Consider the following 26,074-nt stretch of genomic DNA (forward strand, 5'->3'; position numbering starts at 1 on the left):
TTGATTCTGTAAGAGCATTTTTTAGCTATCTTTAAAAATCCCCATAAAATTTTGAGGGCATCCAAAACATACGGATGCCAATTATTATAATCCTGCCTGACCTTTAATACTAGGCCAGGCGGGATTTTACTTAAATAAATATTTTATGAAAAAGTTACTTTTTGTATTGGTGCTAATGAGTGGTGTATCTACTGTGGCACAGGAAAATCTTGAAGATCTAATTGCTGCCGGTATTGAGGATGCGCAGCGATTTGCAACCGGATATATTTCTCCGGGAGCTGAAGGAATGATTCACATAATGGCAAATGGTTGGGTGCAGACGGCGGAGACAAAGAAACCGCTAAGATTTGATATTTCCATTGTTGGAAATGCTGGTTTTATAAAAAAGAAACATCAAACATTTACCGTTAATACCGCTGATTATAACAATCTAAAGTTTCGCGATGGGAGTACTGTAAAAGAAGTGGCCACCACATTTGGAGAAAATGATCCCGATGTATTTGTATATTCCGTGGTAAGGAATGGAGAAGATAGCGAGGAAGTAGAATTTAAATTGCCCCAAGGTCTTGCTTCGGTGAATTTAAATATTCTTCCAACGGCTTTTTTACAAGCTAGGTTGGGAATTTTTAAAGGAACCGAGGTGAAGTTGCGCTATTTTCCCAAAATCGCACAAGAAGAGGTAAAGGTAGGTCTGTTTGGAGCGGGACTTCAACACGATTTTACCAGTTGGATTCCTGCTGAAAAAGTATTTCCGGTAGCGATTTCTGGAGTGGTGGCATTTACGAATGTTGGAGCAAGCTACAATTTTACCAATCATGAAATTGTTTCGGGGGAAAATCAACATTTCGATTTAAAGCTGAACTCTTGGTTGTTTCAATTGCAAGCCTCCACCAAAATGAGAGTATTTAATGTTTACGGAGGAGTTGGTTATGTTTCAGGGACCTCCGATTTCAATGTCTTGGGAAATTACAAAGTTAACGCTGGAATTCCACTTGATGAGATGACTAATCAGTTTAAAGATCCCTTTACCGTAAAAACTAAAGTTTCGGATATGAGAGCAACACTAGGCGCAAATTTGCGATTGGGCTTTTTTGGACTTAACTTAGATTACAACTTAGCGGAGTTCAATAGCGCAACTGTAGGTTTGCATTTTGGCATATAAAACTCTTAGAGCAAATATAATTTTCACTCCATTTCTTTAGAATGAGTTATAATTTAGCTAAGGAGATTATTCTCTATAGAGTTATTTTCTTCTTTAAGGGCTTCTCGTTGATTTTAAGTCTTTATTATTAATAATCTCAACGGTTATTGGTACTTTTGCATCCATCTTGAACGGTATTTAATATTTTTCATAATTAGATATATTCTTTTTGCTATCTGTTTGGTAAAATCGTTCAAGTCCCAAAGTTCAGTGGAAGAAAACAACAATTAATATTTAATATTTAATATTTAACGATTTACAATATGAAAGTAACAGTTATAGGTGCCGGTGCTGTAGGTGCAAGTTGTGCGGAGTATATCGCCATCAAGAATTTTGCAAGCGAAGTAATTTTATTGGACATCAAAGAAGGTTTTGCCGAGGGAAAAGCGATGGATCTTATGCAAACAGCATCTCTCAATGGCTTTGATACCCGAATTATTGGCGTAACCGGAGATTATTCCAAAACAGCTGACAGTGATATTTGTGTAATTACCAGTGGAATACCAAGAAAACCCGGAATGACGCGTGAAGAATTAATAGGAATTAACGCTGGTATTGTAAAAGATGTGTCTTCCAACCTTGTAAAACATTCTCCAAATACAATTCTTATCGTGGTAAGCAATCCAATGGATACTATGGCATATTTGGCACATAAAACTTCCGGCTTGCCTAAAAATCGTATTATAGGAATGGGTGGTGCTTTGGATAGCGCTCGTTTTAAATATCGTTTAGCTGAAGCTTTGGGCGCTCCCATTAGCGATGTGGACGGAATGGTAATCGGTGGTCACAGCGATACAGGAATGGTTCCTCTTACAAGATTGGCCACAAGGAATAGTGTACCTGTTTCTAAATTTCTTTCTGAAGATAGATTGAATCAAGTAATGGAGGAGACCAAAGTAGGTGGTGCTACATTAACTAAATTATTGGGAACTTCAGCTTGGTATGCTCCTGGTGCAGCCGTTTCTGGTTTGGTTCAAGCAATTGCTTGCGATCAGAAAAAAATGTTTCCTTGCTCTGTAATGCTTGAAGGCGAGTACGGAATGGATGATATTTGTTTGGGAGCTCCGGTAATTTTGGGACGAAATGGAATCGAGGAAATTGTAGAGATAGAATTGAACGATGCTGAAAAAACTCATATGAAAGAAAGTGCCGACGGAGTTCGTAAAGTGAACGACTTATTGGAATTGTAAAAAGATGTTTGAAGTGTTTTCTGGAACAAATTTCCTCTAAATACTGCACAGACTTTTTCTTATATATAAAAACCTTAAAATGTTTTAGTCTAATAAAAGGCAAACATTTTAGGGTTTTTTATTTTTTACGCTTGGATTCAATATGTCTTTTGTAATATTTATATAATTCCTCTGGAGCCGCTCCCGAACGTTGTTTTAGATGTATCATCCAAAAGTGGAACTGTAAATTCCAAATTCCGTTTTCCCTATATCTCCTTGCGGAAGTGGTTAGGTTTTGTTGGATTACTACAAATTTTTTCCGTTTATAAAGTTGGCTAATGAGAATGTTGTCTTCATAAATAGTATATTTTTCATTGAAACCACCAATTTCCTCAAATACAGATTTCGTGATAAACTGACTTTGGTCGCCGCCTCTAAAAGCTTTTAGATTAAACTGTGTAAACCATCCGGCAAGACTGAGCCACCAATGGTTGCTATCAAACTTCATCCGGAAACAACCAGCAGGATTTCTTTTTTCAATTTCTTCTAAAATATATTTATCGAAGTTTTTCGGAGGAAAGGAATCGGCGTGGAGAAAGTACAAAATGTTGCCAGCAGCCACTCGAGCGCCTTTATTCATTTGTATGGCGCGGCCTTTTTCTGAACTTGTAAGTGTGAATTGAAGTCTAGAAGATCTTACCCCGGGCGAAGTCGAAGGGTCTTTTGTATTTGGCTTTGAAAAATCCTGAATCAGTTCGGGTGTCGCATCCTCGCTTCCACCATCCACGCAAATTATTTCTACGTCATTTTCCCCTGAAAGATTTTCGGATACAAAACTAAGCAGCTCTACAATGGTTTCTGCTTCGTTCAGAACGGGAATTATGATTGATAACATCCGGAATTTACGTTTTTCAGTTTTTGGAATATAATTTTCTAGATTATCCACTCACCAGCAATTCTGATCACTTACCCTTCTCATTTAGATTCCAATCGTATTTTAAATATGAAATTTTCGCTTGTGGATGAATTTCGATATTTGAATATTGATTTATAAATGCAATAACATCCGTTTTACCATTCACCTTAAAATCTTTTTTATACCAATCAAAAATGGGCGACAAAAGCGGATTGGAGGGAGAAACATGATTTTTATCGCCATTAATAAAATCCTCAGCTGCTTGATCTAATTGTTTGTTTATTTTGGAAGCCGTAAACGCTTGATTAAGTAGTTTTGGACAAGAAATGGAAGCGCAATTTAAGGCGAAATGAATTCTTGGCTCGTCCATTTTCCGAAGAATTCCGTGTTCAATTTCGTCCAGCGAAATTTCCCTATTGCCAATTAAAATTCTATTTTTTGTCCAGGGACGGCTAATGTCTTTTATACTTTTTACAGGATAATTTTCAACTATCAGTTTAACTGTTGCGGCGTTGTAAAGATTGATATAGTACGCTAACACTTCTTCTAAACTCCAATTTTCGGTTGGTTCATTCTTGGATAGCATTATTAAATAGTTATTCAATAATAACTTGTCATTTGCGAACCTTTTGTAATCTACCAAACCATTTTCATCCACGTGTTTTTGAAGAAGATTGTCCCATTGAGAATGGTCTATTTTATTTGCCTTTGTGTTTGTGGCATTTAATTCCCTAGCCATTCTTTCTGTCTGTTGGATATTTTTACTTAGTCCTTTAAGGGAATAGAGATTGCCGTTGAATAAAAGAAAACAGACTAAGAAAGTTGAGACAAAATGGAGTGAATATTTCATAAAGTTTGGTCTCTTAAATTATGCCGATTTTGATCGTTTCTTTTTAACGGGGTAAATTATTTGATCGGTAAATTCCAAAGGAAATTCGTGATCGTCTTCAAAACCAAGTTCTATATCCCTTCCATCATAAGGTACATGATGGGTGTTAAAAATATAATCCCAGACACTGAGACTTATTCCGTAATTGATACCGTATTCAGTATTTTCCGGCAATTCCTTTACGTGATGCCAGATATGCATTTTTGGATTATTGAAGATGTACTTCAATATGCCATAATCCCATCCTAGATTGGCGTGGTTTAAATGCCCAATTGTAAGTGCACTAAAGTGGACAATTGCAACGGCTTCTACATCGAATCCCCCTATGATGGCAAGGGGAATGTATAGGATTGACTTATAAACTATGGGCTCCATCCAATGATATCGAAGGTGGGCGGCAAATCCCATTTCCGTCACCGAATGATGCAATTTGTGAAAATTCCAAAGAAAGGGAACGCGATGCAACAATATATGGGTATTCCATTGAACGAAATCGGTGACCAAAAAGAAAACCAACAGTCCAAGCCCATAGGGGAGGGCATTTAGATTTACGATTTGAAAGTCCGATAGTTGCAGATTAATTAGACCCAAAAAATCATTAAACAATTGTGCCGTTGCATTGGAAAGGAAAATCAGTACAATTAAATTCAGCAAAAAGAAATTAAAGAACATATAAAAAGTATCCAACCAAAAGTCTTTTCTAAAAATCTTTTGATTCTTTCGCCACGGAAACAAAATTTCCAGACCCCAAACAAGTAATGAAACCACTATCAGGCCATAGAAATAATTTTCCCAATGAAAAGTGGTTATTTCAGACCACAAATAATTGAAATATCCATAATAGGAATCCTTGAATATGGTGAAATATTTATGCATTTCTTACTTGTATTCCATTTCTAAACTAAATAATTGTCCGAGACTTTCGTTTTTTTATAAATTATAATCCCTTGATCAATTCCCTAAACAGCCTAATTAGATTTGGTTCCGCTTTTGCTGCCATTGCCAGGATTTCTTCAATATTTACGGGTTTTAGGTTATCTGGGTCACATCCATCTGTAAGTGCGGAAATAGCGGAAACTGGAAGATCAAGATGGTTGGCAACAATAACTTCTGGAACAGTGCTCATTCCTACTGCATCGGCTCCAATTAGCTTTAAAAACCGATATTCAGCCCTAGTTTCTAATTGGGGACCCACCACGCTTGCATAAACTCCCTTGTGAAGTTTGATATTTTTATTCGCTGCAATTTGCTCTAACTTTTCATTCATAGTTCGGTCATAGGGTGCACTCATATCAACGAATCTTTCACCCAAATGTTCTACGCCTTTAAATGCTAGGGGAGAGCCACCCTGTAAATTGATATGGTCATCGATAAGCATCAATTCTCCTTTCTTAAAATTCGGATTTATTGCTCCTGCAGCATTGCTGACCAAAAGATGCTTGATACCGAGCAGTTTCATAACACGAACGGGAAAAGTGATATCCAGTTGGCTATAGCCTTCATAAAAATGAAAGCGACCCTGCATAACAACAACTTTTTTCCCTTCCAAGGTGCCATAAATCAATTTCCCTCTATGAAATTCTACCGTGGCAGTGGGGAAATTTGGAATATGGTTATAGCGTACTTCCTTTTCGATTTCCATATAATCCAGTATTTTCCCTAGTCCACTACCTAGAATAATCCCGATTTCTGGGTTTTTAAAACCGCGTTGCTGCAGAAATCCTGCTGCTTCCTCTATATATTTTAAAAAGCTCATAAGCTATCGTGATGTTTTTTTAAATGTGATGGTAAAAATTGATCAAATATTGCCTGATCCTTTATATCCTCATAAATATCAATATCGTTTCGGTCAGGAAGAAGAATGTGATTTTCATGTTTTAAATCTTCCAAAGTTTCTTTAAGAATGGTATGGGAACCCCAATTTTTATTTTTAAATAATTGAGGTTTTGGTTCCTTCATTCCCAATAAATAATATCCGCCGTCGGTGGCTGGACCTACAACTATGTTATGGTCGTTTAAAATAGCAAAAGCCGTTCCTAAATCCTGTTTGTTCAAATCAAACATATCGGAACCTATAATGATTGCCACTTGATAACCCATATTGAAAATTTCAGTAAACGCATTGCTCATTCTTTCCCCCAGATCATTTCCACATTGCAATCTTTTCCTGAAAATTTCCGAATCCCAAATATCGTTTTTATGGATTTCTTCAGAATAGAAAATGTACTTATCCACATTCAAATCCTTGGTTATTTCCATGGTGTGTTTTAAAAGAAATTCATATATTTTCAAGGCGCTTTCATCTCCCACAGTTTGTGCCAATCGGGTTTTTACCTTTCCCAACTCCGGATTTTTAGTGAAAATAATCAGGGCCTTTTTTGAAGTGGGAAAATGAAAATCAAATGCCATTTCCTTATCGCTGTTGGTATCTTGTGGTTTAAGCAGTGCCATTTTTTTTGGAATCTAAATTAGTTGTTTGGGGATTTTATTTTCTTTAATTGGGTGAGAATAATAAAAATACTTGCAATAGAGCCCATAAGAAATGGTAGATTTTTTCTTACAAAAACATCTTCCCAATTTACCATTATCAGATTTAGCCCTAAAAGAATAATGCCTCCCACCAATAAATAAATATTTCTATTGAATTTCATTGTTTAAGTTTTGGGCTTTTTAATTTAATAAATAGGAATACCCGCGTGTAACCATGCACTCCATTTTTCAGAAAAAGTGTGTACGTTTTCAGTTTCTGTTCCGGCGGAATCGATAACGGTACAACCCTTATTTTTCCATTCAAAGATACCACCGTAAAGGTTCTTGACATTTGTGAAGCCTGCCTTTTTCAGTTTTTCTCCTATTTTCTCCGAACGAATTCCCAAAGAGCAATAAACGATTAAATGTGCATTCCTATTTATATCCCGAAGCTGGTTTTCATTGGAAGAAAATTTATCGAAACCGATGTTTACACTGGATTTGATGTGACTTACGGAAAATTCCTCTGGTTCGCGAGCATCTAGGATAACAACGGAATCATTCTTTTGGAGCATCATTAATTCTTCTACGGAAACATAGGGGATGCTGTGTGTATTGTACTTATTTAGAAGCTTCTCGAGTGACTCTTGTCCAGAAGACGTTCCGATTAGGAAAATAAAAAAAATAAATAATAAGGAATATCTCATTGGAAAAATTTAGACCTCAGGGGTCTCACAGACCTGTGAGCTCTGACTATAAAGTTTATTGGCCAATTACCGTCCCTTGACAACTGCTACCTGCTCCAGCCGTACATCCATAACAGTGCTGGGAAACAATTATATTTCTGTCCTGAAGAATGGTTTCGTTATATTCGGAAATATGTTGCACCTTGCTTGCTACTTTCAGTTCCAACATTTGATTAAAATCGCAATCGTATAGATATCCATCCCAGCTAACGGAAAGAGTGTTGCGGCACATCACGTTTTGCACCGCGGCTGGATTGTAGGCATCTACTAATTGATACATATAATCTTCATAATTTTCCGAGGCAATCAAATAGTCCAGAAACCGGGAAATGGGAAGATTGGTAATTGCGAAAAGCTGGTGGAACTGAATATTAAAATCTTCCATTAAGGCTTTTTTGAAATCGCCTTCCATTTCCTTTTGATTTCCAGGTAAAAATGCTCCGCTCGGATTATAAACCAAATCCAAACGCAAATTGCTATCTGGTATCCCGTAACCAATTGTGTTAAGTTCCTGTAAAGCTTTTATAGATTGGTCAAAAACGCCCGTGCCTCTTTGTCTATCAGTTTTACCACGCGTCCAATGAGGCATACTGCTGATTACATGAACGTTGTGTTTTTTAAAGAATTCTGGTAAATCGTAATATTTTTTGTTGGCTCGAATGATTGTCAAATTACTACGAACAATGAAATCCCTCACACCTGCCTTGCTCGCTTCCTCTACAAACCACCTAAAATTTGGATTCATTTCCGGGGCTCCTCCCGTGAGGTCCAGAGTGTGCGCGGAAGTACTTCTAATTACTTCCAGGCATTGCTCCATAGTTTCGCGAGTCATTATTTCCTTTCTATCCGGACCTGCATCTACATGGCAATGGGCACAAACCTGATTGCACATATAACCCAAGTTAATTTGTAGAATTTCTAATGTATTGGGCCGTAATGGAAATTGCTGGGTTTCGCTTATCTTTTGCTGAAAAGTGGGCAAATTACCATTGGCAAAAATACCATTGGAGAGTTTTTCAAGCTGTTTATGCGCAATGGAAAGATCGCTCTTTCGTTTATGAAGAGATTGTTGTTTTTTCTTTTTTTCTTTTTGCATAGCAATGCTTCAATTTTACTTCTAAAACTATTCTCAAATATCCTGATAATATTGGCTTTACCACTACATTTCCAATTTATTGACCTTGTTCATCATCTGTACTCCGTGAACCAAGGTGGCCCCACTTTTAATTGCCGCACCTACGTGCACCGCTTCCATCATTTCTTCTTTGGTAATACCGCGCTGTAATCCATCCTTGGTGTATGCGTCAATACAATAAGGGCACATTTCAGTATGGGAAACGGCTAGTGCAATCAACGATTTTTCGCGTGCTGTTAAAGCTCCTTCCTCAAAAACTTTGTTATAATATTCAAAAAACTTTTCGCCTAGTTCTTTGCTCCAGTTGGTGATATTGCCAAATTTTCTAAGATCTGCCGGGTCGTAATAATTGCTCTTGGACATAATGGATAAGTTACAGTTTTTAAATTGAGAAATTCGAGTATTTTGAAAATTTTAAAAGTATAAATGTAGTCCGCCAAATAGTAAAAACCTTACTATAGTTACGACTATCAATCAAAGGAATAAGCAACCCCTGTGGAAAAATTATACTGAGATTTGGGGATACCCACCGCGGGATAGCGGTCGAAAATAAAGGTGTACGTAGTTTTAAAGGCTAAATCACCAAACATTTTAATTAAGAGTGAGGATTGGCTCGAAACGCGATAATCCTCAAAATCGCCCAGCTTGGGTTGGTAATAAGTGGTACTTATAATAGCTATGTTTTTTACGGGATATAACGAAAAGGAAAAATACGCGCTGCCCCGAATATCCCGTTGGATTGGAGTGATGCCGTCGTCTAATTCTTCTTGTTCATACATTACCAATGTCCCAAGATAGAAGTTATACAAATTAGAAGTACTCAGCTTAAAACGCGGACCGGTACCTGCAAGACCGCGGAAATCTATTTTGGAAACTTTGTTGTATTGGGCCTGCACAAAAACTTCCCAAGTTATTCTTGGGTAAATTTTATAATTATATCTAATATGTGAAATTCCACTGTTGGAAAATTTATTCCCTTCAATTCTCTGAAATTCGATATCATTCTTTATCAATATCAAATTTCTTTTCATTTTATATTGCAAGTGAATATTGCTCCGAAAGCCAAAATATTCATTGACATCTTTTTTAAGTGAAAAATCCAGACTCGCCGATCCGGTAAATCCTGAAGTGTCCGTTACTTTTCTTAAGGATTCGGCATTGAGAACCTGAGCGCTGGTATGAAAGGAAATTGATAGAAATAAAATTAGGGCAAGATGTTTCATCTGTCTATGACGGATTCTGATTAAAGATTTTGGATTGATTGTGATAAGACGTATTTCAAATTGTAAAAATGAAATATAATTAAATTTTTCCTTTGATTTTAATCAAATTTTACGGTCGAACTTAATTGAGATATGACTGAGGAAAACTTTGAAAATTTACAAGTGATATTATTTGAACGATAGTTTTTAAGGGGATTTTTTTTTAAATTTTTATTCATTGTTGTCCGATAAAAATCTAAAGTAGCAAAAATAGCATTGTCGTTGCCATATTTTACTGGATTGTGTTCCGATTTTCAAAACAGAACCCCCTAAGGATCGAAAAAGCTCAATTGGCCAATGTTTTTTGTGGTGATTTCTTCCCATTTGGAGTCTGGGTTTTTCAGGAACTTGAACAGATCGATGTAGGTCATCAAATGGTAGCGTATTACAGACACCATATTTGAATATGCCCAACTTCTCTGCGCCTTTCTTTGTATTACCAGCATTATGAGTTGAATGATCAGACTGACCCAGATCTGTATCTCTATTGCATTTTGGTTGTCGCCCAGAAAGTATTTGAGGGGAAAGTTCTGTTTTAGGCGTTTGAACATGGTCTCTATCTGCCAGCGATTTTTGTAGATATCAGTGATCCTGTCGGCCTCCACTTCATAGTTGTTGGTGATGAACTCATATACCTTGCCCTTCTCCTGGTGCCAAAAGGCTATCCGCCGTAGGTGGAATTCGTTGCCTTCCTTATCGGCAAGCGTTATTTTTTCATCCTTTAGGACAGCATCGTCCACGTTGTCCGGAATATCAAACTCTTCAAGGCTCGTATAGCGTGCATTGCTCTTTTGCCTGGTCACAAAGTAGATGCCATCCAACGTCCATTGCTCGTATTGCTGATAATCTACGTATCCTTTGTCAAAGACAACATAGGAACCCTTCTTTAGATCGAGTTCTTTCAAAAACGTATGATCGTGCGTCGCGGCATCTGAAAATTTTATCAGACAAGGAACATCCTCCATGGCGTTGATCATCGTGTGCATTTTTATCCCGCCCTTCTTCTTGCCGTTGAGCGGGTTCCGGCCAACACCCCTCAATATGTCGCTAAAGAGCGCTATTGTCGAGGAATCGACTATTTTGAGGCCTTTTATGGCGGGCTCCCTGGTTCTGCTGTCCGATAAAAACCGGTGGTAACGTTTATAGAGACCAGAGTAAATATCAGCAAAGACCTCTGCACTTCTTCTTTTGTTGGCATCGGACAACGTACTGCGTTTTGGAAAGTCCCGTAGCCCTAAATGGTTGATCTTGCCCTCGCACGCCAGCATTATGCTTGTTACTTCGCGAAGTGAGTTGCAGCCACTGATAACGGCGAATATCATCGTAACCAAGTGATCATAGGTCGTGAACTTTTTGGTGTACCTGTCGCTGTTGTGCTTCTTTGCTGTCCGATAAATATCTTTGGCGTCAAGGAAGTTTAAAACCTGTTTGATAATAGGTTGTCCACTGAAATTTTTACTTTTGTTCATATCTCGAGTTTTGTGGTAAAAACTAAGATATAAATAAAGCGGGAAATCCTTCTTGGAAATCCCGCTTTTAAAAATGTTTATCGGACACTACTGATTTTTATTGAATCTAATTCGACGACTTAACTTTAAATAAGAAAAAAGGGTGAAAAAATTATTTCAGTTCAATTAAATATTCCCTAAGGACAACAGCTTGGTTGTGTATTTCATTTTTGGCACTGTACACTAGCGTAAGTTTTTTCTTCTTGGCCTTTTCCAAGAGAGAATCCATTAGGTCTTTATGTTGCTTCAGTTCGGTTTTATATTTTTTCGAAAATTCATTAAATCGTTCGTCTTCGTGATTAAACCATTTTCTAAGTTCCGTGGAAGGAGCGATTTCCCTTATCCAGTCGTCCAGTTGAGCGTCCTCCTTACTAACTCCACGTGGCCAGATTCTATCTACTAAAATTCGGGTACCATCGGTTTTGGCCGCTTTCTCATAAATACGTTTGATTTTAATCTCCATGGCAAGGAAATAAAATTATATTCTAATAATTTCTGATTGAGCGCAATGGCAACCTTAATTTTCTGATCCTGATGCGTTCAAAAATAAAATAAATTCAACCGAAAATTTATTCGCCCCAATTTGCCAATTCTTCTGCAGTCCAAAGATTTGGGAAAAATTTCCGCTGTTGGTATTTAGGATGTAGATATTTTTTCCATTCTGAACCTCCTGTGGCAGCTTTGGTTTCGCCTTTGCTATCCAAGAAATGCTGGGCAGTATCCAAATGCACTATTGGCCACGCAACATTATAAAAATGGTCAAATTGTTTGAGTTTTTCCAAGAGTTCTGCGGAAGGATTTTCCATTTGCTCAACCCGCTCTTCAAGAGTTTTCCCTTGAACTTCTCTGGCAAGTTGTTTAAATCCCTTTTCGTATTTTTCTACAAAAAGCCGCAAGGTTAAGGATGATTCCTTGGTTTCCCTATTCAATCCTGCATCCTTCCAATAGATATTATCAAAATAATCCTCTAAATCGGGATTTTCGGGGAGACGTTCTCTTCCTTTTGAATTTATAAGGTTTTTAAGTCGGGTAGTGTAGAGCTCCAATACTCTAAATTGCGCACTCTGAAATCCGCTAGCTGGGGTTAGGGCCGAACGGAATATATTGTAGTCCTCATAACTCATTCCGTCCTTCATAATATCGAAGGAGGTGATAAGCATGCGGGTGTATCTTTTTAATCTGTCCAATTTTGTAAGCCAGACATCTATGGAGAGATTTTCACCTTCAGAAAGTTGTTGGATTTCATGAACCATCATTTTTAGGGTTAATTCGGTAACTTGATGGTACATCACAAATATTTTCTCATCCTTAAAGTCGGTTCTGGTTTTTTGAAGAGTAAGTAAAGTGTCCACTTGGATATAATCCCAATAGGTAATGGGTTTGGTTTGCAAAAGCCCAGCATAATAGGTTTCGGGGTTCTCACCTAGGTTTCTATATTTCTCGTTTATAGATTGTATTAGGTCGTCTTGATTCATTGTAAAAGGGTTTTTTGTCTTAAAAGTCTAAAATTAACCCATAATTCTATATTTAGACAGATTTTAAATAAAAAGTTTAAAGCAAAAAGCCCTCTTTTGATGGAAAGAGGGCTTTTCAAAAATATGGAAAACTTTGCTTTTTAGTAGAAATTAGCTCGGTAATCTTCTATTTCTGCTTTCTTTTTAAGAGCTTCAAATACTTTACTCTGCGCGGCAGAAGCATCTTGCGTACTTTGCTTGTTCGCTTGGGTTATATAGGAATCCAATTTAGGCGCAGGATTAAAGGCGGTAACCTTAAGCATATAAACGCCGTCGTTCCCATCAATTAGAGGTGTAGTTTCGCCTGCTTTTGTTCCAAATGCTGATCCAACAACTTTTGGCTCGGAAGACGAACCGATTCTTGGATTGGCCATTGTAATACCACTGGCAGTTTTTACCGTGACGTTTTGACTTTTTGCAATCTCATCCAAACTATTTCCAGTAATAGACTTGCGAATTTTTTCAGCCTTCTTTTCTTTTATAAGAATTGGTTTTACAGTGGCAGATGCATCTGCGGCAGACATAAGCCCTTTTTTATTCTTACGGGTAAGTTGTGCAATAACATAACCATTGGAAACACTGAATCTTTTAGTGTCACCTACTTTAGTGTCAGTATTAAAAGCCCAATTTACGATAGTTCTATTGTTTTCGATGCCCGGAATTGCCGCATCCATTGGTCCTATTTTATTTACCGGTTTTACTTCTAGGTTTTGTTCCTTAGCTTTTTCGGTGAAATCGCCTTTGTTTACAGCTACCTCAAATTTGGAAGCTTGTGAGAAGACATCATTTAAGGTTTTTTCTGAAGGTTCAATATTTTTAACAACCGTTGCAACCTTGATAGCTTTTTTAGGAGCTGATTTTTTACCAACTTCAACAATATGGTATCCAAAATCGGTTTCTACCAAACCTATGGTTCCTTCTGGGTTGTCAAATATAAAAGCATCAAAGGGAGCTACCATTCTACCTGGAGTAGATGTTCCTAAATCGCCACCATTATCTTTTGATCCGTCATCAGAAAATTCTCTGGCAAGGTCAGCAAATTTGGACTTGTCTTTTTTAACTACTGTGAGAATACTGTCTGCAAGTTTATTTGCTTCGTCCTTGGTTCGCGTAATTGTTTCAGGAGCACGCATAGTGCCTGCGTATCGGATAAGGATATGCTTTGAATCTGCGGAATCAGACATCATTTTAGTATCCAATACTTTGGTTAAGTTATAGGTGTTGTCCAATTTGTACGGACCATAAATATCACCCTTTTCAGCATTCATAAGGTCGTCAGCAATGGCTACGGGCAATTCATTTTTAAATAACCATTCGTCGGCGTAAGGAACATCGGAATTGGCGTTTACAAATTCTTCGTAGTCTGCCGTATTTTTAAAACCAGGGATTGTGTCATTGGTTTTTGTTTGGTTGTTGAATTCAACTCTATTATTTAAAAACCCTGCAATTTCTTCTTTATTGGCTTCTATATCGGTTTCCGATGGAGTCTCTGAAAAAAGAACATATTGAATGTCGGCCTTGGCATCAGTTTGGTAATCATTTTTGTGGGCAGACACATATTTTTCAATTTCGCTGTCCGAAACAGTAATATCCTTATCCTCAATAGAGCTGTAAGGAACTACAACATATTGGAAATTGATGTTATCATTTTGAAAATGGTATTCTTGTTCCCCTTCCGCTACAGTACTCCTTATTCCGCCTTTAATAAGGTTGAAATAAGTGTTTTGCATTACGCTTTGAGATATACCTTCTTCAAATTTGATCCATTGCTGGTACATCTGTGGCGAGGAAGACTTTATACTTGCGATATATTCTTGGATTTTACCTTCATCCACCTGTCCAGCATCATTTAAAAAAGTTGGATTGTTGGCAAGTTGGGATTTTAGAGCATTGTCCAATTGTGCTTTTTCAACGGTAATGCCAGCTTTTTCAATCTGCTCATCCAGGATTACACGACGAAGTTCTTGTTCCCAAACCATATTCATTACCTGGCCGGTAGTAGCATTTGGCCCATAATTCCGTTGGGTCATTTCCACCTCTTCCATAAAACTTTGGCGGGGAATGTCCGTGCCGTTGATGGTGGCGATATTGTCTTGCCCTTTGGGACCTCTGCTGCCCTTGGTCAATACGTCACTTAAAATAAAGGCGAAAAGCGCCAACGCGATAATAAGGATAAGAAAAATCCCCCGTTTTCTAATGCTGTTTAAGATTGCCATTTAATGTTCAAATTTTATTTTTTCCCATCAATATGATAGACAAGGAAAGGTTTTTGGTTGTATAATTCTCTTTTTCCTCGAATTGATAAAAAACAATAAGATGTTTCTTTTCAATTATTCAGGGGGCGAAAATACCATTTTCCTATCATTAATAAAAAGTAAATTGAAAAAAATCGTTTTGGATTTAGAAAACTAATCTTGCTTTAAAATATTTAGTTCTACGAGTTCGATTTTTGTACTGGATACTTCTAGGATTATAAAAATATAATCCCCAATTCTTACGGTTTCTCCTTTATCGGGAATTTCTTCGGTATAGTTAACTATCAGGCCACCAAGTGTCTCGTAGTTTTCACTTTCTTCCAGATCCAGATCATATTCCTCATTGAGATAATCCACTTCCAATCGGGCAGAAAACCTATAATGACCTTCCTCGATCTCTTCCTCAATAAGTTCTACACTGTCATGTTCATCCTCTATTTCTCCAAATAATTCCTCTATAATATCTTCTACGGTTATGATGCCACTTGTGCCGCCATATTCATCGATAACTACCGCGATGCTCTTTCTTTTTTTACTGAGAATGTGAAGCACATCCTTGGCCAACATTGTTTCGGGGACAAAAATTACTGGCATCAACATTTTTTTTAGGCTTTCTGGTTTTTTGAAAAGATCGAAAGAGTGCACATAGCCCAAAATGTCATCTATGTTGTCATTGTAGACCAGAATTTTGGAAAGTCCCGTTTCAGAAAATATCTTAGCTATTTCTTTAGTTGAAGTTTCTATATCTACTGCTACCATCTCAGTTCGTGGAATCATTGCTTCCCGACTTTTAATTTCCGAAAAATCAAGCGCATTTTGAAAAATCTGTATTTCCGAATCCACTTCGGTCTTGGTTTCCACAATTTCCATCTGTTCGGAAATATAATTTCCAAGTTCCATTTTACTGAAAGTCAATTGAACATTATCTCCTTCAGATTTAAAAAATATTTTGAGAATAAGATCGGATATCCAAATTATAAATTCGGAAATAAGTGAAAACAGTACATAAAAGATGTAGGCAGGAACTGCAAAAAATTTAAATAGATTGTTAGCGTATATCTGAAAAAACACCTTCGGAAGGAATTCCGCGGTCAGCAAAATTATGAGTGTGGAGATTATGGTTTGAACCAGAAGTCCGCTAAAACCTGCTAAGGGAATAAATCGCATAAGCAGGTCGCCCATAAAAAATCCATAGATAACCAGAGCAATATTATTTCCTACCAGCATGGTAGCAATAAATTTAGAAGGTCGCTTGGTTATTTTTTTAAGAATATTTGCCAAGAAACTATTTTGTTTCTTTTCTATCTCTATATGGATTTTGTTAGAAGAGACATAGGCAATTTCCATCCCCGAGAAAAAAGCGGAGAGGATAAGCATGATTACTATAATTAAAATACTATAGTCCAAGTTATAGGTTATAAGTTATGAGTCTATGGAATATTATAAATCCAGACTCCTAAATATTTATTTTTTACTCCGACTTTCCATTTTCTTTCGGAAGTTTCTTCTAAAGAAAAACATAAATACGGAAACTGCTACAAATGAAAGAAAGAGATAAGCTCGCCCCGGATTTTCGTTCCAGTTATTAATTGTTTCAAAAACAAAAAATACGGCAATTACTAAATAAAAATATTCTACAACTTTATATATTTTGTTCATCATTTCGTTAGGTTGTCGATTAGGGATTAAATTCTGTTATTTAATATAGTTAGGATTGAATGCTATAATTTTACTAATGCCTTGGTTTGCAATATGTCAATAAAAATAACCAAAACTTATTAATTGAAAGCATTGGTTTGTTCTTTTCACCTTTTACTTATTCGTTTTTGTCTTTATCTATTAACTGAACTCCTTGGTTTTTTCTTGATAGAAAGATTGTAAAATCCTGATTGCTATCAAATCTTTCCCCTTCGTTATAGGATCCATCCTTGAAATTAATTTTATAAGGTTGGTCGGTGAATACCCAGGCGTTTTTTTGATCCCAATAGAGCTGATTTGCTTTAAGGACAACACTATCTGAAGTAATGACAACCACATTGGTCTGAAGATCGATCAAACCGGTATCTTCATATTGAATGGCATAATCAGCGGTTACCGTATTTTCCTCATTTTTATCACTCCAAAAATGTACTTCAATTCCTTCGGGAAATTCCTTGTATGGAAATTCGAGGTTAGAATAGTCTAAAAGTTTGTCTGCTAAAAGATTGGTGACCAGCCTACCGGAATCAGTATATTTAAAATTGATTTTCTGCCCTACAGCAATGGGGGCATTATCCGATATACTTAGTTTCCGTACGTTTTGGTAATTACTTTCACAAGAAAAAAGCGTGATGGCCAATATAAGAGCCATCACGCTTTTTAACAAGTTAAAGATGTTGAACATTTTTATAAATTGGGAACTTTAATACTTCCTCCTACCCAGCAGTTAAAGGTAACGGTTTTTCCTTGCATGTTATCGTTGAAGATATCCGTTTTAGAGGGAGCGCGTTGTCTATAGCTGTCTGCTGCGGCACGAGCATTTGAAGCTATAGTACCATCCACACGAGCAGCTTTGTCCATCATATCTGCAGCAAGCCAGTTCATTGCTCTTTTTTCAAATACTGTAGTACCACAATTGTTTGCGCTCTCAGCATACATAGTTCCAATTTTGTAATATGCAATACCAGCAGAGGGCTTTACCTCCAACATTTTGTTATAGTAGGTTCTAGCAGTCCCAAAACTTCCCTTTTTACGGTAGTTTTCGGCTATACTATAATAAATTCTCGCTTTTTTCGAATTATCTTTTTCCAGCTCAGCTGCTTGGTTGAAATACTCAAGAGCTCTAGAAGCTTTTCCTTCAGCCTCGGCTTGTTTTCCTAAAAGATAAGCAGACGTAGAACTTGGATCCAACTCGTGAAGTCGAACAGCCAATTTTGAAGAAAGACTGGTTTCACATTCTTTTGCATCAAGCCTATTACTTGCAGCCTTGATCCATTCTATATCATTCTTTTTGCTTTCGTAATCTTTTTCGTAAAACGGCACTAGGTTTTCGCAATCTGCCAATTGACCTAATTTTCCATTTACGCTGCTCTCAACAGTTGCATAGACCCCAAGGTTGTTGTCATACACCGCTTTTGCACGTTGTTCTTTTTCAGTTAATTCAGTTCCAGCTTCTTCTTTTTCCATTAATGGAGTCAGTTTTTCGGCAAGATTGTTTTTCTCCTGATCAATTTTTGCTTGGACTACATCATAAAGTGAAAATATTTCCTGAAGTTCCATTTTCTTTTCATTGAATAAATCAACGGCCAAAGAAAAGTAAGTATAAAGACTCTTTCCACTGGTGAAATTAGCCGGATCTTTTTTGAAGGCTTCATCAAACGCTTTAAATTGCTCTTCTTTAGTTCCCATATTATGGTCATATTTCAACTGAGCAATTGTTGTAAGAACCTCTCCTTCAGATGTTTTTTCTGGAAAATTTTCCAAACGCAATCTCCAGGCCTGGATCAGGTCCTTCAACTTGCTTTCATCCTTTTTTTCGTCAACAAAATATTCAAACATCTTTACGGCATATTGATAGGTAGCCAAACTTGACTTTGGACATTCCTTAATTACCTTATCATAATGTTTTAGAGCAGCCTCATAGTTTTTCGCCTTTGCTGGTTCAATAAAATAAGAAAGAGTAATGGCACAGTCATCGGGAGCTTGCGCAAAAGTGTTTCCAGAAAAGGAAAGAAATAGAGCCGAGAAAAAAACAAGTAGTCTGATTTTCATGATATCAATGTTAAGGGTATTAATCGTATAATCTTTTTTCAAACCAACGGTCGTTTAGTGAGAAACTCAGGAATGTCTTGAAAAAGTTTTCCTGGATTAATCCATAATCCGTGGTTCCGCGTTTTCCGATTTCAAATCCAAGGTTAAAGTTGGAGAACAATCGTCCTACAGGTAGTCCTACTCCAAAAGATATGCCAAACTCATTGATGTCGTGTCCTTCCAAGCGCAGGCCGGTTTCCTCGTATCTAAAACCTGCTCTGTAAACCATTCTTTTAGCATAATTTCCGAAGGAATTGTAGCTGGGAATATAAAAACCTCCCATCTTAATTTTTGATGCGCTTTTAAAAGTTGCATTTTCTGCAAGAGCTGAAGTATTGGTGAAATCGCTGGTTTCCTGAAGGGAATATTCTACGCCCACACCCCAATATTTAGGTTTTGATAATCCCACGCCCAAAGTAAATTCTGAAGGGAAATCAAATGTTGAAGAGGGAACATCGATATCTCTCCCATCGATTGTGTAAATTCCGGTAGGCATAATGGATACCGTACTTATTTTTCGGAAATTATCAGAGTTTAGATTGGTTCCAGGTGCATAGGTAACCGATCCTGAAATTTCCAATCTTTCAGTAATCATCTTTTTGTAGAGGGCTCCAAATTTAAAATGAAAGCCGTAAAGCTCAGCGCTATTATAAGTTTGGGTGGCATAGTCCAAATCCTTTTGCTGGGAGGTTGCCGTATTTTTTATTTTTCCGAAGTTGTAATTACCATCCACTCCAATGGAAAGTTCTGGAGTAATTTGGTATGCCAAGGAAAGAAAGGCCCTGTTTAAGCCGCCGTCCCCGGAATATTCAGTCATTCCATTTTCATTTTTAGAAAGGAAATTATATCCTACCGAAGTATAAGGTAGAATTCCGAAGCCCATCCCAAATTTGCCCATTGGAATTCCCATGGCTAAATAATCGAGAGAAGTGGAGGTAAAATGTTGACTTTCCGTAGTGTTTTTTTGATCGGTATTTTCCAAGCTTGCTCCTAGCGAGTAATTAATCAGTTTAAGTCCCGCATACGATGCTGGATTTTGGAGGTTAAGGTGAATACTATCTGAAAACACCCCGATTCCTCCCATGGCCCGATTTTCGGCAGTTCCACGGAATTTAAGAATACCAATGCCATAAAAAGAATAGGGCGACGTGGTTCCTTCTTGGGCCACTATTCCGCCCGCGATAAGTAAAAATACTCCTACTATTATTTTTCTCAGCATCAATGTATGTTATATTCCAATATTTGGTTCAAACCTTCCAATAAAAAATTTGAGTTGGCAAAGATGTCATTTTTTATACTATCACGCAAAAAATGTGTATCTCCTCCTGTTAAAATAACTGTTAAATCAGCATATTTGTTTTTATAGTTTTCAATAAAACCATCAATTTCATTTAAAATACCATTAACAACACCCGAATGGATTGAACCTTCTGTCGAATTGCCCAGTACGGTATCTGGATGCTTGGCGGACAACAGCGGTAGCTTATTCGTAAATGAATGGAGTGCTTGGTAACGAAGAGCTATTCCCGGAGATATTGCTCCTCCCAGATATTCATTGTCGGCATTAATAAAATCGTAGGTAATGCAGGTGCCAGCATCGATTACCAAAACGTTTTTGTTTGGAAATTGTTGTGCCGCCGCACTTACTACCGCAATACGGTCGACACCTAAAGTGTGAGGTGTGGCATAATTATTAATAAAGGGAACTTGGGTATTTTGATCGAGATACAATACTCTGTAACGCCGCTCGAGTTCTGCAGAATGGTTTTCTGAGAAGTTTCCAACAGTAGCTACAAGAACGTTATTTATATCGGGAAAACTTTGAGAGACTTGACTCAGTACCTGTAGAAAATCCTCTTTTTTGCAGGTATGCTTCAGCTTCAATGTTTGCAAATCGAAAACCCCGAGCTTGACCATCGTGTTTCCTACATCAATTACCAGATTCATTATTTTAATTATGGGGTTAAAAATACGATTCGGTTATTTAACTCTTTGTTAAGGGGTTATTAAAACAAGCAAATAATTATTGGTTATTTTTTGATTAATGTTTTGGAAAAACGAAAATTGCTTTATATTTGCCCTCTCAATAAAGGTGCCTTAGCTCAGTTGGTAGAGCAACGGACTGAAAATCCGTGTGTCCCTAGTTCGATTCTTGGAGGCACCACATAGAAGCTCCGCAATAGTCTTTTGATCAGGACGTTGCGGATTTCTTGTTTCTAAAGGGTGCTGTTTAGAGGGCTAACAACGGGAAATATCCCCAATTGGATTGAAAGCATATCAATTCTCCGTGTCTCTTCTAGGGGTACTGTTTATAAACCTTTAATCAGCAGAATAATCGTGGGGAACAAAGTCAAAACTTTCCTTGGCTCTTTAATAATATAAAACCCCCCATTAAATATGTTTGAATCTTGGTCCTATAATCTGGAAAAGTCTGCGAGTATAAATTATTAAAAAAGACCGCAATTGCGGCCTTTTCTTTAACAAAATTATTTTCCTTCAGCTATTTAAAAAGGAGATTTTTATTCTTTCTTATTTATATCCTAGTGCAGTCCCACAAATTTAAAGGGTTTTGTTTCTTTAAAATCTTTTGAGGATTCTCCTGCATAGTTTTCATTATTATCCAAGCTGAGTTTCAAAATCTTTCCTTTTTCGCTAAAATCCAAATTGCTGAATTCCACCCACACCACATTTGGGTTTAGTACATTATCAAAATAATAAATCATATTTTTTTGATCGGCTACCGTTCTCCATCGGGTAGAGGCAATGTTGGGTTCGTCCTTCGAGGTAATTCCGAAGGGAACGGAGCAGTTCCTAATAACTCCAAATACGCTGGATAAGGCTTCTCGGGTATTATCCGTTTTTGGGATTGCATCTATATAATAGGAAGCACGTACAAATCTGTCTGCGGCCCTATTTGTTCCTGGAAGCATAACTGTTCCGGGAATCCCTTTCCAATAGGCATTGATGGCGAGCTGTTCCTCGAAAATGGGTGAGTTCGTCATGGTTACATAAGATCTGTCATGGTGAATAACCAACTTCCCGTTGATGTATTCAAAAATGGCATTGTCGCCTGTAGGGTCAGAAATTGCCAAGTGTACCGTAACAAAGGTTTCCGTGCCAGGAATTTCTGTTGACACTATGGTAAACTCCTCTTTCCGAAGAAAGTTTACAGCATCGGAAACTGTAGTGAAATTGTCCAATACATATTGGAGCCAAAGAGAAACTGAGAGTCCTGCGGCATTCTTCTTATTTTCAAATTTGGGATATTTAGATTCCGCTAGCCAAAGTAAATTTCCGACCAATCCTTTTTCGTTCATCCCATCAGATGAAGCTATATCCCAAGAACTGGTAATAACACTGCCATATTTTGATTTCCAGTTAATGGAGGAACTTCCCACTTCTCCATTCCTTTCAATTCCTCTTGGAAAAACCCAAAGGTTGGCGGGGATATCATCTTTCCAATCCATCGATCGGGCGGTCATTTGTGTACCGTTCTTGCCTATATAGACTACTCGTGAACAGGCATAGGCGTTTATGGAAACCATTAAAATGCAGATAAGAAATAAGCTGAAGATAATTTTTAGAGGAGTTTTGAACATAATTTTAGTGGATTAAGATTTTGGGTAAAGTTAAAAAATTCCGTGTTTTAATATTAAAATTTAGAAATAATGCTAAGATTAAATTAAAATGCTTATTTAATGATGGAGAGGAAAATTCTTTTTTTAATCGATATATTGCCTAAATAAGATTGTTTCCCCATACGGGAGACTCAATTCCAATCTCGATTATTTGATTTGATTTAATTTTCATTCTCCCCTCAAACTCGTTTTCAAATCTATATTCCTTACTTTTGCACCCTCAAAAAAATAAATTACTATAAAAAATTCATTGTAATGGGTAAAACATTCGACGTCTTAATAGAAATCCCCAAGGGCAGCCGCAACAAGTATGAATACGATTTTGAATTAAAGAAGATTCGTTTTGATCGTATGCTTTTCAGCAGTATGATGTATCCTGCGGATTATGGCTTTATTCCAGATACCTATGCACTGGACGGAGATCCTCTGGATGTCTTGGTTTTAGGACATGAACCTACTTTTCCTATGTGTGTAATGGAAGTGAAAGCGATTGGCGTGTTCCATATGGCCGATGAAAAGGGTCCGGACGAAAAAATTATCTGTGTTCCAATGTCCGATCCAATTTGGAACCAATTAAATGATCTATGTGATCTAAACCCACACATGATAAAGGAGATTGAACATTTCTTTAAGGTATATAAAGATTTGGAAAAAAAGCGTGTTGATGTAGGAGGTTGGGGAAATGCCGAAGAAGCACTTGAAATCTATAGCCAATGCGTTAAGCGATATAATGAAACTCCCGAAGTACATGGGCATTTTAGTATATAAATTAGTTGGAGTTAAGACGATAGGACGTAAGTCGGAGGATTCAAAGTGAGTTGGCTTACGTCCTAGGTTGATTATATGGTCATTACCATCTACCGAATAAAAACTTATTAGTCCTAGGGACTAAGTCCTTAGTTCCTACCTCGATCAAGGTGTAACTGCATCTTAACATATCCTTCACTTTCTTGTTTCTAATCCCAAACCATTTCCTTACTTTTGCAATCGCAAATTTTGAAACATTCTAAACAACTAAATAATAAATAATGGAACAGAACATTATCTTCCTACCTATTGTACTTTCTGTGCTGGGACTTTTGTTTATGCTCGTGAAAATGAGCTGGGTAAAAAAACAACCTGCCGGCAGTGAGCGAATGCAATCAATTTCAAAAAGTATCAAAGAAGGTGCTTTGGCATTCCTTAGTGCAGAGTATCGTCTATTAGTCGTCTTTGTTATTATTGCCGCCGCACTTTTATTTTATGTTTCAACTCTTGTTGAAACTACAAGTTGGATGATCGTGCCTGCGTTTGTTTTTGGTGCTGTTTTCTCCGCTTTGGCTGGTAATATTGGCATGCGAATTGCCACCGATGCCAATGCTAGAACCGCTGAAGCTGCCAAAACAAGTCTTCCTCAGGCTTTAAAAGTGTCCTTTGGTGGAGGAACTGTAATGGGACTTGGCGTAGCCGGACTTGCAGTACTGGGATTGAGTTTATTTCTTTTCTTTTTCGTTGGGCAGTTTGTTACCAATGATCCTTCCAGTTTTTATTTTGAAATGACCGTTGTTTTGGAAGCTATCGCAGGTTTTTCACTAGGTGCTGAAAGTATTGCTCTTTTCGCTCGTGTTGGTGGTGGTATTTACACCAAAGCTGCCGACGTTGGAGCAGACCTTGTTGGTAAGGTAGAAGCCGGAATTCCAGAAGATGATCCGCGTAACCCTGCAACTATTGCGGATAACGTTGGTGATAACGTGGGTGACGTCGCCGGAATGGGTGCCGACCTTTTTGGAAGCTACGTTGCTACCGTACTTGCCGCAATGGTCCTTGGAAATTATGTAATTAGAGATATGTCTCTTCTAGAACCATTTACGGATAGTTTTAATAATATGGGACCAATTCTTTTGCCTATAGTTATTGCAGGTGTAGGAATCTTGGCTTCAATAATTGGGACCTTCCTTGTAAAAATTAAAAATAACGATGCTCGTGAACCCCAAGTGCAAAGAGCGTTGGATACCGGAAACTGGGCTGCGATTATCCTTACACTAATCGCTAGTTACTTCTTGATAGATTGGATGCTTCCAGAGGTGATGAGGATGAAATTCTTTGGCGAACTGGTTCCAAGGGATATCCCATCTCTTAACGTATTTTGGTCAGCTTGTATCGGTCTTGCCGTTGGAGCTTTGATTTCTTTTGTAACGGCTTACTATACCAGCCTGGGTAAAAAGCCCGTAATGGAAATTGTTGAGAATTCTTCTACAGGTGCAGGAACCAATATTATTGCTGGTCTTGCTGTAGGTATGAAATCTACTTTCTTTTCTGTAATTCTTTTTGCTGCTGCTATTTATGGTTCATATGAATTCGCAGGATTCTATGGTGTGGCTCTTGCAGCGGCTGCGATGATGGCTACAACAGGAATGCAGCTAGCTATTGATGCTTTTGGTCCTATAGCCGATAATGCTGGAGGAATTGCGGAAATGAGCGAATTAGATCCTCAGGTTCGTGAGCGTACCGATATTCTGGATTCAGTTGGAAATACTACTGCCGCCGTAGGTAAAGGGTTTGCAATTGCTTCTGCTGCCTTGACCGCTTTGGCTCTTTTTGCCGCTTATGTAACTTTTACAGGTATTGATGGGATTAATATTTTCCGTGCAGATGTTTTGGCAATGCTGTTTATCGGAGGAATGGTTCCCGTGGTGTTCTCGGCTCTTGCGATGCAATCTGTTGGGAAAGCTGCGATGGAAATGGTTCAGGAAGTACGGCGCCAGTTCCGAGAAATTCCAGGGATTATGGAAGGAACTGGAAAACCGGAATACGCAAAGTGTGTTGATATTTCAACCAAAGCTGCTTTAAGAGAAATGGTACTTCCCGGATTGCTTACTATTATTACTCCTATTGTTATCGGATTAGTCTTCGGTGCAGAGCCTCTAGGAGGTTATATGGCAGGTGTTTGTGTGAGTGGTGTAATGTGGGCAATTTTCCAAAACAATGCTGGTGGTGCTTGGGATAACGCTAAAAAATCTTTCGAAGCTGGGGTTATGATCAATGGGGAAATGACCTATAAAGGAAGTGAGGCTCATAAAGCAGCCGTAACTGGTGATACTGTTGGAGATCCTTTTAAGGATACTTCAGGACCTTCCATGAATATTTTGATTAAACTTACCTGTTTGATAGGTTTGGTTATCGCTCCTATACTTGGAAATTCTAATGAGGCAAGTGCTGTCCAACCTGTTTCAGAAACTTCGGCAAACGAAGTGTATATGATCGATGCCAACGGTAATAAAGAAGTATTGACCGAACAGCAGATCAACTTTATTAAAACAGGCAGATCAATGACGCCTGTTGTGAATTCTGATAATCAAACCCAAACAATAGTTGAGATGGTGAAAAATGAAAACAATGACCAAGTTACTGCGAAAGTTACAATAGTGAGAGTGGTTAATGGAGTAGAAACCGCCGAAACTAAAACCATTTCTGGTACTGAGGAGGAGGTTCGTAGCAAGCTAAAGGATGTTGGAGGAATGAAAATAAAGGTAAAGGATAAGGAATAACTCTTGATCCAAATTATATATCAAAGGCCTGCAGGATTTTAATATTTTGCAGGTTT

Annotated in this window: 25 protein-coding genes and 1 tRNA gene; 5 read left to right on the top strand and 21 right to left on the bottom strand. The window is 37.7% G+C overall.

Annotation, left to right across the window (positions count from 1 at the left end; translation table 11 throughout):
- The first annotated feature begins 145 nt into the window (after positions 1-145).
- A complete protein-coding gene (locus EI546_RS14025) occupies positions 146-1,162 on the top strand; it encodes a DUF6588 family protein (protein ID WP_128251131.1) in 1,017 nt (338 codons plus the stop codon).
- A 302-nt stretch (positions 1,163-1,464) separates the two neighbouring features.
- A complete protein-coding gene (gene mdh, locus EI546_RS14030; RefSeq protein WP_128251132.1) occupies positions 1,465-2,391 on the top strand; it encodes a malate dehydrogenase in 927 nt (308 codons plus the stop codon).
- 118 nt (positions 2,392-2,509) lie between these two features.
- On the opposite strand, the gene EI546_RS14035 is transcribed toward mdh, so the two are convergent.
- The 20 genes from EI546_RS14035 to EI546_RS14130 form a co-directional block, all read right to left on the bottom strand.
- Positions 2,510-3,265: a TIGR04283 family arsenosugar biosynthesis glycosyltransferase gene (locus EI546_RS14035; RefSeq protein ID WP_128251133.1), complete on the bottom strand. Its 756-nt coding sequence runs from the start codon at positions 3,263-3,265 to the stop codon at positions 2,510-2,512.
- A gap of 67 nt (positions 3,266-3,332) precedes the next feature.
- On the bottom strand, positions 3,333-4,136 hold the full coding sequence (locus EI546_RS14040) for a DUF547 domain-containing protein (protein ID WP_128251134.1): 804 nt from the start codon (positions 4,134-4,136) through the stop codon (positions 3,333-3,335).
- Between the two features lie 18 nt (positions 4,137-4,154).
- The gene (locus tag EI546_RS14045) at positions 4,155-5,051 is read right to left on the bottom strand and encodes a sterol desaturase family protein (protein ID WP_128251135.1); all 897 of its coding nucleotides are present in this window, start codon (positions 5,049-5,051) and stop codon (positions 4,155-4,157) included.
- Between the two features lie 61 nt (positions 5,052-5,112).
- A complete protein-coding gene (locus EI546_RS14050) occupies positions 5,113-5,931 on the bottom strand; it encodes a purine-nucleoside phosphorylase (RefSeq protein WP_128251136.1) in 819 nt (272 codons plus the stop codon).
- A complete protein-coding gene (locus tag EI546_RS14055) occupies positions 5,928-6,626 on the bottom strand; it encodes a TIGR04282 family arsenosugar biosynthesis glycosyltransferase (protein WP_128251137.1) in 699 nt (232 codons plus the stop codon). Before EI546_RS14055 ends, EI546_RS14050 begins: the two co-directional genes overlap by 4 nt.
- Before the next feature lie 17 nt (positions 6,627-6,643).
- The gene (locus EI546_RS14060; RefSeq protein ID WP_128251138.1) at positions 6,644-6,826 is read right to left on the bottom strand and encodes a hypothetical protein; all 183 of its coding nucleotides are present in this window, start codon (positions 6,824-6,826) and stop codon (positions 6,644-6,646) included.
- A 24-nt stretch (positions 6,827-6,850) separates the two neighbouring features.
- Positions 6,851-7,351: a rhodanese-like domain-containing protein gene (locus EI546_RS14065; protein ID WP_128251139.1), complete on the bottom strand. Its 501-nt coding sequence runs from the start codon at positions 7,349-7,351 to the stop codon at positions 6,851-6,853.
- Between the two features lie 55 nt (positions 7,352-7,406).
- Positions 7,407-8,486, bottom strand: a complete 1,080-nt coding sequence (gene arsS / locus EI546_RS14070; protein ID WP_128251140.1) for an arsenosugar biosynthesis radical SAM (seleno)protein ArsS — start codon at positions 8,484-8,486, stop codon at positions 7,407-7,409.
- A 63-nt stretch (positions 8,487-8,549) separates the two neighbouring features.
- Positions 8,550-8,888, bottom strand: a complete 339-nt coding sequence (locus tag EI546_RS14075) for an arsenosugar biosynthesis-associated peroxidase-like protein (protein ID WP_128251141.1) — start codon at positions 8,886-8,888, stop codon at positions 8,550-8,552.
- Between the two features lie 107 nt (positions 8,889-8,995).
- Positions 8,996-9,748 carry a DUF481 domain-containing protein gene (locus tag EI546_RS14080; RefSeq protein ID WP_128251142.1) on the bottom strand — a complete coding sequence of 251 codons (753 nt, stop codon included), beginning with the start codon at positions 9,746-9,748 and terminating at the stop codon, positions 8,996-8,998.
- A gap of 308 nt (positions 9,749-10,056) precedes the next feature.
- On the bottom strand, positions 10,057-11,256 hold the full coding sequence (locus EI546_RS14085; protein ID WP_128249226.1) for an IS4 family transposase: 1,200 nt from the start codon (positions 11,254-11,256) through the stop codon (positions 10,057-10,059).
- A 151-nt stretch (positions 11,257-11,407) separates the two neighbouring features.
- Complete coding sequence (locus EI546_RS14090; RefSeq protein ID WP_128251143.1) at positions 11,408-11,758, bottom strand: DUF488 domain-containing protein; 351 nt, start codon at positions 11,756-11,758, stop codon at positions 11,408-11,410.
- Between the two features lie 106 nt (positions 11,759-11,864).
- Positions 11,865-12,770, bottom strand: coding sequence for a tryptophan 2,3-dioxygenase family protein (locus tag EI546_RS14095; RefSeq protein WP_128251144.1), 906 nt, complete (start codon positions 12,768-12,770; stop codon positions 11,865-11,867).
- A gap of 140 nt (positions 12,771-12,910) precedes the next feature.
- Positions 12,911-15,025, bottom strand: coding sequence for a peptidylprolyl isomerase (locus EI546_RS14100; RefSeq protein WP_128251145.1), 2,115 nt, complete (start codon positions 15,023-15,025; stop codon positions 12,911-12,913).
- A gap of 192 nt (positions 15,026-15,217) precedes the next feature.
- Positions 15,218-16,441: a hemolysin family protein gene (locus EI546_RS14105; RefSeq protein ID WP_128251146.1), complete on the bottom strand. Its 1,224-nt coding sequence runs from the start codon at positions 16,439-16,441 to the stop codon at positions 15,218-15,220.
- Positions 16,442-16,528: 87 nt separating this feature from the next.
- A complete protein-coding gene (locus EI546_RS14110) occupies positions 16,529-16,726 on the bottom strand; it encodes a hypothetical protein (RefSeq protein WP_240673120.1) in 198 nt (65 codons plus the stop codon).
- Positions 16,727-16,880: 154 nt separating this feature from the next.
- Positions 16,881-17,447 carry an LPS export ABC transporter periplasmic protein LptC gene (gene lptC, locus EI546_RS14115; protein WP_128251147.1) on the bottom strand — a complete coding sequence of 189 codons (567 nt, stop codon included), beginning with the start codon at positions 17,445-17,447 and terminating at the stop codon, positions 16,881-16,883.
- A gap of 2 nt (positions 17,448-17,449) precedes the next feature.
- The gene (locus tag EI546_RS14120; protein ID WP_128251148.1) at positions 17,450-18,814 is read right to left on the bottom strand and encodes a tetratricopeptide repeat protein; all 1,365 of its coding nucleotides are present in this window, start codon (positions 18,812-18,814) and stop codon (positions 17,450-17,452) included.
- Positions 18,815-18,833: 19 nt separating this feature from the next.
- The gene (locus tag EI546_RS14125) at positions 18,834-20,072 is read right to left on the bottom strand and encodes a porin family protein (RefSeq protein ID WP_128251149.1); all 1,239 of its coding nucleotides are present in this window, start codon (positions 20,070-20,072) and stop codon (positions 18,834-18,836) included.
- Complete coding sequence (locus tag EI546_RS14130) at positions 20,072-20,800, bottom strand: type III pantothenate kinase (protein WP_128251150.1); 729 nt, start codon at positions 20,798-20,800, stop codon at positions 20,072-20,074. The genes EI546_RS14125 and EI546_RS14130 overlap by 1 nt, the downstream gene beginning before the upstream one ends.
- Before the next feature lie 144 nt (positions 20,801-20,944).
- On the opposite strand from EI546_RS14130, the gene EI546_RS14135 reads away from it, so the two are divergent.
- Positions 20,945-21,017: transfer RNA gene (locus EI546_RS14135), tRNA-Phe, on the top strand.
- Between the two features lie 376 nt (positions 21,018-21,393).
- On the opposite strand, the gene EI546_RS14140 is transcribed toward EI546_RS14135, so the two are convergent.
- Positions 21,394-22,398, bottom strand: coding sequence for a linear amide C-N hydrolase (locus tag EI546_RS14140; protein ID WP_240673200.1), 1,005 nt, complete (start codon positions 22,396-22,398; stop codon positions 21,394-21,396).
- Between the two features lie 348 nt (positions 22,399-22,746).
- Between EI546_RS14140 and EI546_RS14145 the strand changes: the two genes are divergently transcribed.
- Both EI546_RS14145 and EI546_RS14150 read left to right on the top strand, forming a co-directional pair.
- The gene (locus tag EI546_RS14145) at positions 22,747-23,259 is read left to right on the top strand and encodes an inorganic diphosphatase (RefSeq protein ID WP_128251152.1); all 513 of its coding nucleotides are present in this window, start codon (positions 22,747-22,749) and stop codon (positions 23,257-23,259) included.
- Positions 23,260-23,519: 260 nt separating this feature from the next.
- Positions 23,520-26,018: a sodium-translocating pyrophosphatase gene (locus EI546_RS14150; RefSeq protein ID WP_128251153.1), complete on the top strand. Its 2,499-nt coding sequence runs from the start codon at positions 23,520-23,522 to the stop codon at positions 26,016-26,018.
- Positions 26,019-26,074: the final 56 nt, after the last annotated feature.

This window comes from Aequorivita sp. H23M31 (genome assembly GCF_004022485.1).
In the GTDB taxonomy this organism is placed as follows: domain Bacteria; phylum Bacteroidota; class Bacteroidia; order Flavobacteriales; family Flavobacteriaceae; genus Aequorivita; species Aequorivita ciconiae.

What these genes read in the sequence shown, in the direction of transcription:
- EI546_RS14075 (WP_128251141.1), bottom strand. Translation starts at nt 8,888, where the DNA reads ATGTCCAAGAGCAATTATTACGACCCGGCAGATCTTAGAAAATTTGGC.
- EI546_RS14040 (WP_128251134.1), bottom strand. Translation starts at nt 4,136, where the DNA reads ATGAAATATTCACTCCATTTTGTCTCAACTTTCTTAGTCTGTTTTCTT.
- EI546_RS14095 (WP_128251144.1), bottom strand. Translation starts at nt 12,770, where the DNA reads ATGAATCAAGACGACCTAATACAATCTATAAACGAGAAATATAGAAAC.
- lptC (WP_128251147.1), bottom strand. Translation starts at nt 17,447, where the DNA reads ATGTTCAACATCTTTAACTTGTTAAAAAGCGTGATGGCTCTTATATTG.
- EI546_RS14060 (WP_128251138.1), bottom strand. Translation starts at nt 6,826, where the DNA reads ATGAAATTCAATAGAAATATTTATTTATTGGTGGGAGGCATTATTCTT.
- EI546_RS14065 (WP_128251139.1), bottom strand. Translation starts at nt 7,351, where the DNA reads ATGAGATATTCCTTATTATTTATTTTTTTTATTTTCCTAATCGGAACG.
- EI546_RS14035 (WP_128251133.1), bottom strand. Translation starts at nt 3,265, where the DNA reads ATGTTATCAATCATAATTCCCGTTCTGAACGAAGCAGAAACCATTGTA.
- EI546_RS14130 (WP_128251150.1), bottom strand. Translation starts at nt 20,800, where the DNA reads ATGAATCTGGTAATTGATGTAGGAAACACGATGGTCAAGCTCGGGGTT.
- EI546_RS14085 (WP_128249226.1), bottom strand. Translation starts at nt 11,256, where the DNA reads ATGAACAAAAGTAAAAATTTCAGTGGACAACCTATTATCAAACAGGTT.
- EI546_RS14105 (WP_128251146.1), bottom strand. Translation starts at nt 16,441, where the DNA reads ATGCTTATCCTCTCCGCTTTTTTCTCGGGGATGGAAATTGCCTATGTC.
- EI546_RS14140 (WP_240673200.1), bottom strand. Translation starts at nt 22,398, where the DNA reads ATGGTTTCCATAAACGCCTATGCCTGTTCACGAGTAGTCTATATAGGC.
- EI546_RS14145 (WP_128251152.1), top strand. Translation starts at nt 22,747, where the DNA reads ATGGGTAAAACATTCGACGTCTTAATAGAAATCCCCAAGGGCAGCCGC.
- EI546_RS14110 (WP_240673120.1), bottom strand. Translation starts at nt 16,726, where the DNA reads ATGATGAACAAAATATATAAAGTTGTAGAATATTTTTATTTAGTAATT.
- EI546_RS14080 (WP_128251142.1), bottom strand. Translation starts at nt 9,748, where the DNA reads ATGAAACATCTTGCCCTAATTTTATTTCTATCAATTTCCTTTCATACC.
- EI546_RS14090 (WP_128251143.1), bottom strand. Translation starts at nt 11,758, where the DNA reads ATGGAGATTAAAATCAAACGTATTTATGAGAAAGCGGCCAAAACCGAT.
- EI546_RS14045 (WP_128251135.1), bottom strand. Translation starts at nt 5,051, where the DNA reads ATGCATAAATATTTCACCATATTCAAGGATTCCTATTATGGATATTTC.
- mdh (WP_128251132.1), top strand. Translation starts at nt 1,465, where the DNA reads ATGAAAGTAACAGTTATAGGTGCCGGTGCTGTAGGTGCAAGTTGTGCG.
- EI546_RS14050 (WP_128251136.1), bottom strand. Translation starts at nt 5,931, where the DNA reads ATGAGCTTTTTAAAATATATAGAGGAAGCAGCAGGATTTCTGCAGCAA.
- EI546_RS14120 (WP_128251148.1), bottom strand. Translation starts at nt 18,814, where the DNA reads ATGAAAATCAGACTACTTGTTTTTTTCTCGGCTCTATTTCTTTCCTTT.
- EI546_RS14100 (WP_128251145.1), bottom strand. Translation starts at nt 15,025, where the DNA reads ATGGCAATCTTAAACAGCATTAGAAAACGGGGGATTTTTCTTATCCTT.
- arsS (WP_128251140.1), bottom strand. Translation starts at nt 8,486, where the DNA reads ATGCAAAAAGAAAAAAAGAAAAAACAACAATCTCTTCATAAACGAAAG.
- EI546_RS14150 (WP_128251153.1), top strand. Translation starts at nt 23,520, where the DNA reads ATGGAACAGAACATTATCTTCCTACCTATTGTACTTTCTGTGCTGGGA.
- EI546_RS14125 (WP_128251149.1), bottom strand. Translation starts at nt 20,072, where the DNA reads ATGCTGAGAAAAATAATAGTAGGAGTATTTTTACTTATCGCGGGCGGA.
- EI546_RS14025 (WP_128251131.1), top strand. Translation starts at nt 146, where the DNA reads ATGAAAAAGTTACTTTTTGTATTGGTGCTAATGAGTGGTGTATCTACT.
- EI546_RS14055 (WP_128251137.1), bottom strand. Translation starts at nt 6,626, where the DNA reads ATGGCACTGCTTAAACCACAAGATACCAACAGCGATAAGGAAATGGCA.